Annotated in this window: 6 protein-coding genes; all 6 read left to right on the top strand. The window is 40.5% G+C overall.

Annotated elements, in window-relative coordinates:
• Window positions 1–183: 183 nt before the first annotated feature.
• The 6 genes from QZT73_RS08305 to QZT73_RS08280 all read left to right on the top strand — a co-directional run bounded on the left by QZT73_RS08305 (window position 184) and on the right by QZT73_RS08280 (window position 5,984).
• Window positions 184–1,359, top strand: a complete 1,176-nt coding sequence (locus tag QZT73_RS08305) for an acetyl-CoA C-acyltransferase (RefSeq protein ID WP_291787632.1) — start codon at window positions 184–186, stop codon at window positions 1,357–1,359.
• Between the two features lie 59 nt (window positions 1,360–1,418).
• Window positions 1,419–1,772 carry a four helix bundle protein gene (locus tag QZT73_RS08300; protein ID WP_291783858.1) on the top strand — a complete coding sequence of 118 codons (354 nt, stop codon included), beginning with the start codon at window positions 1,419–1,421 and terminating at the stop codon, window positions 1,770–1,772.
• Window positions 1,773–1,881: 109 nt separating this feature from the next.
• Window positions 1,882–3,681 carry an acyl-CoA dehydrogenase family protein gene (locus QZT73_RS08295; protein ID WP_291783860.1) on the top strand — a complete coding sequence of 600 codons (1,800 nt, stop codon included), beginning with the start codon at window positions 1,882–1,884 and terminating at the stop codon, window positions 3,679–3,681.
• 347 nt (window positions 3,682–4,028) lie between these two features.
• Window positions 4,029–5,141, top strand: coding sequence for a site-specific tyrosine recombinase/integron integrase (gene xerA, locus QZT73_RS08290; protein WP_291787629.1), 1,113 nt, complete (start codon window positions 4,029–4,031; stop codon window positions 5,139–5,141).
• Between the two features lie 178 nt (window positions 5,142–5,319).
• Window positions 5,320–5,679: a type II toxin-antitoxin system RelE/ParE family toxin gene (locus tag QZT73_RS08285; protein WP_291787627.1), complete on the top strand. Its 360-nt coding sequence runs from the start codon at window positions 5,320–5,322 to the stop codon at window positions 5,677–5,679.
• Window positions 5,676–5,984 carry a helix-turn-helix transcriptional regulator gene (locus QZT73_RS08280; RefSeq protein ID WP_084121025.1) on the top strand — a complete coding sequence of 103 codons (309 nt, stop codon included), beginning with the start codon at window positions 5,676–5,678 and terminating at the stop codon, window positions 5,982–5,984. Before QZT73_RS08285 ends, QZT73_RS08280 begins: the two co-directional genes overlap by 4 nt.
• Window positions 5,985–6,123 lie beyond the last annotated feature (139 nt).

Below are 6,123 nucleotides of genomic sequence, written 5' to 3'. Positions count from 1 at the left end.
TTTTGATGAATTGGGGGTAGATCTCTCTGAAGTCCAAAGGATGATCCACGGTTTCAGGCAAACACTGGAATCCAATCCTTACTAGCTACAAGTCTTGATTCTTGGCTCTTGATTCTTGATTCTTATACATTCAGAGTATAGAAAAACCAATATTAACAATAAACGCATTAGAACATAGACGAAATGGAAGCATACATCATAAACGGATATAGATCAGCGGTGGGTAAGGCCAAAAAAGGTGGCTTTAGGTTCTACCGTCCGGATGACCTGGCAGCAGATGTCATCAAGCACTTAGTAACCCAAACTCCCGGTTTGGAAGCAAAAATGGTAGATGACCTCATCGTAGGCAATGCCATTCCTGAGGCAGAACAAGGCATGCAGATGGGAAGAATGATTTCCCTTTTGGCATTGGGAATCGACAACCCGGGCTTCATTATCAATCGCTATTGTGGTTCAGGCTTGGAGGCCATAGCCCTGGCGGTTGGCAAAATCAAAGCCGGTATGGCAGACTGTATCATTGCAGGAGGAACGGAGTCCATGTCCCTGCTGCCTATGATGGGGTATAAGACAGCGCTCAACTGGAAGATTGCTTCCCAGACCCCGGATTATTACCTGAGTATGGGTCTGACTGCTGAGGAATTGGCCAAAGAATACGATATTACCCGTGAACAGGCGGATGAATTCTCCGTGCGATCGCATGACCGTGCGCTGAAAGCCATTGCAGATGGGAAGTTTAAGGATGAAATCGTACCTGTAGAAGTAGAAGAAACATACCTGGATGAAAAAGGTAAGAGAAAAACAAGAAAATATGTAGTCGATACCGATGAGGGACCAAGAGCCGGAACATCATTGGAAGGGCTTTCTAACTTGAAGCCAGCCTTTAAAATGGGTGGTCAGGTTACTGCCGGTAATTCTTCCCAGACTTCAGATGGTGCTGCTTTTGTGGTGGTGATGTCTGAGCGCATGGTAAAGGAATTGAACCTGGAGCCGATAGCCCGCATGATGTCTTACTCTGTAGCAGGGGTAGAACCGCGCATCATGGGTATAGGTCCTAAGGAGGCAGTGCCAAAAGCTTTGAAGCAGGCAGGCTTGACTTTAGATAAAATCGATCTGATTGAATTGAATGAGGCCTTTGCGGCCCAAGGTTTGGCTGTGGTCAAATCCCTGGACATGGATATCAATAAGGTCAATGTCAATGGTGGTGCGGTGGCATTGGGTCACCCGCTGGGTTGTACTGGAGCCAAGTTATCCGTACAGCTTTTCAACGAACTCCGCAGACAGAACAAGAAGTACGGAATGGTTACGGCATGTGTCGGCGGTGGACAGGGCGTAGCGGGAGTCTTTGAACTTTTGAAATAGATGTAAGATAGGAGATATGAGACGGGAGATATGAGACTTGAGATTAAAAAGGAAATTTTATGAATAACTATAAGGAATTAGATGTTTGGAAGCGTTCTATAAAATTGGCCGTTTCTATTTACCAACATACTTCTACTTTCCCTATGGAAGAAAAGTTTGGACTAATATCTCAATTAAGAAGATGTGTGGTTTCCGTTCCGTCAAATATTGCAGAAGGTTCGGGAAGAAAGACAAACAAAGAATTTTCACAATTTCTAAGTATTGCCTATGGTTCACTTTGTGAATTGGATACCCAAATAACCATTTCAATAGAATTGGGCTTTCTGAAAAAAAGCGAATTAGAGGAAATTGAAAAGGAGATTGGGGAGTTACAAAAAATGGTTTTTGCATTGATAAACAAATTTGCATCTTAGAAAATTGCTCCTCTCAAATCTCACATCTCACATCTCATATCTCATATCTCACATCTCATATCTCACATCTCATATCTCTTTTTACCAAGAAATATAAAATTTTAAAATTATGTCAACAATCACAAAAAAATCAATCAACGGGGGTGAGTTTCTGGTGAAGGAAACAGAAGCCCAGGACATCTTCATTTTTGAAGAGTTTACTGAAGAGCAAAAAATGATGGCACAGGCCTGTCAGGATTTTATCGATACGGAGATCCATCCAAAAATCGAGGAAATCGACAGCATGAAGCATCCTGAATTGGTACCCGCTATTTTTAAGAAGGCGGGTGAATTGGGTTTATTGGGTATTTCCGTACCGGAGGAATTCGGTGGCATGGGGATGAGTTTCAATACTTCCATGTTGATAGCTGATATTATCGGTGGAGCAGGTTCTTTCTCTACTACTTACGGTGCACATACCGGAATCGGTACCTTGCCGATTTTGTATTATGGCAATGAGGAGCAGAAATCCAAATACCTGCCCAAGTTGGCTACCGGTGAGTGGGCTGCTTGTTATTGTTTGACTGAACCGGATGCCGGTTCGGATGCCAATAGCGGTAAGACCAAGGCAGTGTTGACCGAGGACGGCAAGCATTACATCATCAATGGACAGAAAATGTGGATTTCCAATGCAGGATTTGCGGATCTCTTTATTGTATTTGCCAAAATCGATGATGACAAAAACCTTTCTGCCTTTATTGTAGAGAAAGGTTTTGGCGGTATTACCATGAATGAGGAAGAGAAAAAGATGGGTATCAAGGGTTCTTCTACCCGTCAGGTATTCTTCAACGATTGCAAAGTACCTGTAGAAAACCTCCTTTCAGACAGACAAAACGGTTTCAAAATTGCAGTAAATATTTTGAATATCGGTAGAATCAAATTGGGTGCCGGTGTATTGGGAGGATGTAGGACAGTTGCTTCTTATGCGATCAAATATTCATCTGAAAGAAAACAATTTGGAGTATCTATAAATTCCTTTGGTGCGGTCAAGCAAAAATTGGCAGAAATGGCCATCAGGACCTATGCCTGTGAAGCCTTGTGTTACCGTGCCGGTCAGGACATTGAAGACAGGATGGCTGCTTTGGCTGCAGAAGGTATGGAAGATGCCGAGGCCAAATTGAAAGCTTTGGAGCAGTTTGCCATTGAGGCGGCTATTGCCAAGGTGCATGGTTCTGAAGTATTGGATTATGTTGTGGATCAAGGAGTTCAGGTCTATGGTGGTATGGGTTATTCTGCCGATGCTCCAATGGAAAGGGCTTACAGGGATGCAAGGATTTCCAGAATTTACGAAGGCACCAATGAGATCAATAGGATGTTGATGGTAGGCATGCTACTAAAGCGGGCCATGAAAGGTGAGATTGCACTTTTTGAGCCTGCGATGGCTGTAGCCAATGAACTGACATCTGTGCCGAGTTTCGAGACCATTGATACTTCTGAATTATTTGCTTCAGAGAAGGATGTGATCAAGAAGTTGAAGAAAGTCTTCTTGATGGTAGGGGGCAAGGCAGCGATGGCATTACAGGACAGGATAGAGTCGGAGCAGGAAGTGATGATGAACCTGGCCGATGTAATGATTGAGGTTTATGCAGCAGAGTCTGCCATTTTGAGAACGGAGAAACTGGTCTCAATGAGAGGAGAGGACGCTTGTAAAGAGCAGATTGCTATGTCTCAGGTATATTTGTTTGAGGCCATTGAAAAAATCCAAACAGCGGCGAAGGAAGCTATAGCTGCTTTCACTAAAGGAGACGAACAGAAGGTGATGTTGATGGGTCTGAAGCGCTGGACTAAGGCTGATTTGGTAAATACCAAGGAATTGAGAAGGCAGATTGCGGATTATATGATTGAGAAAGGGAAGTATCCGTTTTCTTAAGAATTGGTAGGCCACAAAGGCGCAAAGACACGAAGATTAGTAATACACAGTTTGAAAAGGTGATTTTCACGGATTGACACAGATTTGTTTGCTGGTGCAAAGGTATCTTTGTGGAAATTGCGTAATCCTTAGAAAGCGGAGAGATTTAACTTTTGAGGTTTTTGAAACCTCGAAGGTCTTCACTGGTAAATCAAGAAACAAATTGCTTTCTGAAAACGAATAAGCCCCTGAGAAATCGGGGGCTTTTTTTGATGGAGTTCAATTTAATCGGATAAGTTGACTTGGAATCTTTTAAGTAAGTCCGGTGGATGTTAAATTGATCATTAAATTTTTTGAATGAGATTTTTATGAAGAAGCTGGTTTTAAAAAATAGCTGGATAGGCAATAATCCTGTGATCAGGATTGAGTTCCCATATGAATACGAATTGAAGGAATTGGTCAAGCAATTTCCCGGCTGTAATTGGGATACCAAGAGAAGGGTATGGTGGGTGGCTTATTCGGATGAAAGGTTATCAGAAATGCTGCAATATTTTAAAGGGAAAGCTTGGTTGGATTACAGTGAATTGAAGAAGGTGGAGATACCCAAGGATAAAGTAAGCGTAGTATTACCAAATCTTTCAGCGGTCAATTCCAAAGAAATCCAACTTTTTGAGCAATGGATGAGGAATAAGCGTTACAGTGAAAACAGCATCAAAACCTACAGGGAAGCTATTTCTGTCTTTTTTAGGTTTTTAGACAACAAGCCATTAGAAGAGATAGAAAATTCAGATCTAGAAAAGTTCAATTCTGAATATATCCTTGCAAATTCCTATTCCAGTTCTTATCAAAACCAATTTGTCAATGCCATCAAATTATTTTTTGCCAACCGAAAAGGGATAAAAATCAATCCAGATATTATTTACAGGCCTAAAAAGGAAAAGGTTTTGCCAAATGTATTGAGTAAGGAAGAGGTGAAAAAGATTTTGGATTCCATTACAAATATTAAACATAAGTCTATGATCAGTCTGATATATGCATGTGGATTAAGGAGGACTGAGCTTTTGAATATTCAATTGAAACATATTGATCCAAATAGAAAGTTGCTTTTTATCCAACAAAGCAAGGGTAAAAAGGACAGAGTTGTTCCCCTATCTGATAAACTTATAGAATTATTGAGATCCTATTATAAAGCGGAGCGTCCTAAGGTATATTTATTTGAAGGGGAAAAATTAGGAGGCCAATATAGTGGCAGTAGTTTACAGCAGGTGCTAAAATACGCTGTAAAAAAAGCGAAGGTTAAAAAGCCAGTAACTCTCCATTGGCTTAGGCACAGTTATGCTACCCATTTATTGGAGAGCGGTACGGATTTAAGATATATCCAGGAGTTGCTTGGCCACAACAGCAGCAGGACTACTGAGATTTATACTCATGTTAGCCGAAAAAGGATTTCAGAAATTAAATCACCATTTGATGATTTATAAAAAAACATTATTTTTAAATAAATAGTGTAATTTACGTAATAAGCCGTCAATTTTTGATGGCTTGGCAGTACAAACATGTAACAATAAGTAAGTTATGCATCAGCATTAAAAAACCCACGAACAAAAATAGTTTCCTAAAAAAGAAACTTTTATATTTGAAGGATAAAAGGGAACTTGAATGGATAATTATAAATTCAGGGTTGAATTTTTGGAAGATGCGAAGCAATTCCTTGATGAACTTGACGAGAAGGCAAGGGAGAAAATTTTTTACAATATTTGGAAGGCCAGCATTACAAATGACAGAGAACTTTTTAAAAAACTTCAGGATGAAGTTTGGGAGTTTAGAACCAAGTTCAGTAAAACATATTATCGGCTATTTGCTTTTTGGGATAAAACAGCCAAGGAAGATACAGTAGTGATATCAACCCATGGGCTGATAAAAAAGACTGGAAAAGTTCCAAAAGGAGAAATAGAAAAGGCGAGGAAGCTTATGGAGCAATATTTTCAAGAGAAAAAAGAAAAAGGGAGGAAAAAATGAAAACGTACAGTTTAGAGGAGTTGACCGACAAGCATATCGGAAAAAAAGGAACAAAAAAAAGGGATGAATTCGAGAACGAACTTCGGCTAGACTTATTGGGCTATGCCATTAAGCAGGCAAGGAAGGAGCGGAATTTAACTCAAGAGCAGCTCGGGGAATTAGTAGGAGTAAAAAAGGCTCAAATCTCAAAAATTGAAAACAGCACCACAGATGCCAGGTTTTCGACAATAATGAAGGTATTTGAAGTTTTGGGAGCAAGTGTAAAATTTAATGTTGAGCTGAACGACAAAAAATTGGCTTACTAAAAAAGAATGCCGAATGCATAACATCACCTTGGATACAGCGGGCGGTACCGAGTAACTATGAAAATCAGTATCTTTAAGGCGTTCGGAGTAAGCTTGAAGAATACGGCTCCGAAAGCCCGCCGTCTCCAAGCTGAATCCC

The organism is Cecembia sp. (assembly GCF_007126775.1).
Lineage (GTDB): Bacteria > Bacteroidota > Bacteroidia > Cytophagales > Cyclobacteriaceae > Cecembia.
The sequence above is the reverse complement of the archived record's forward strand: the minus strand, read 5'-3'. Positions and strand labels throughout refer to the sequence as shown.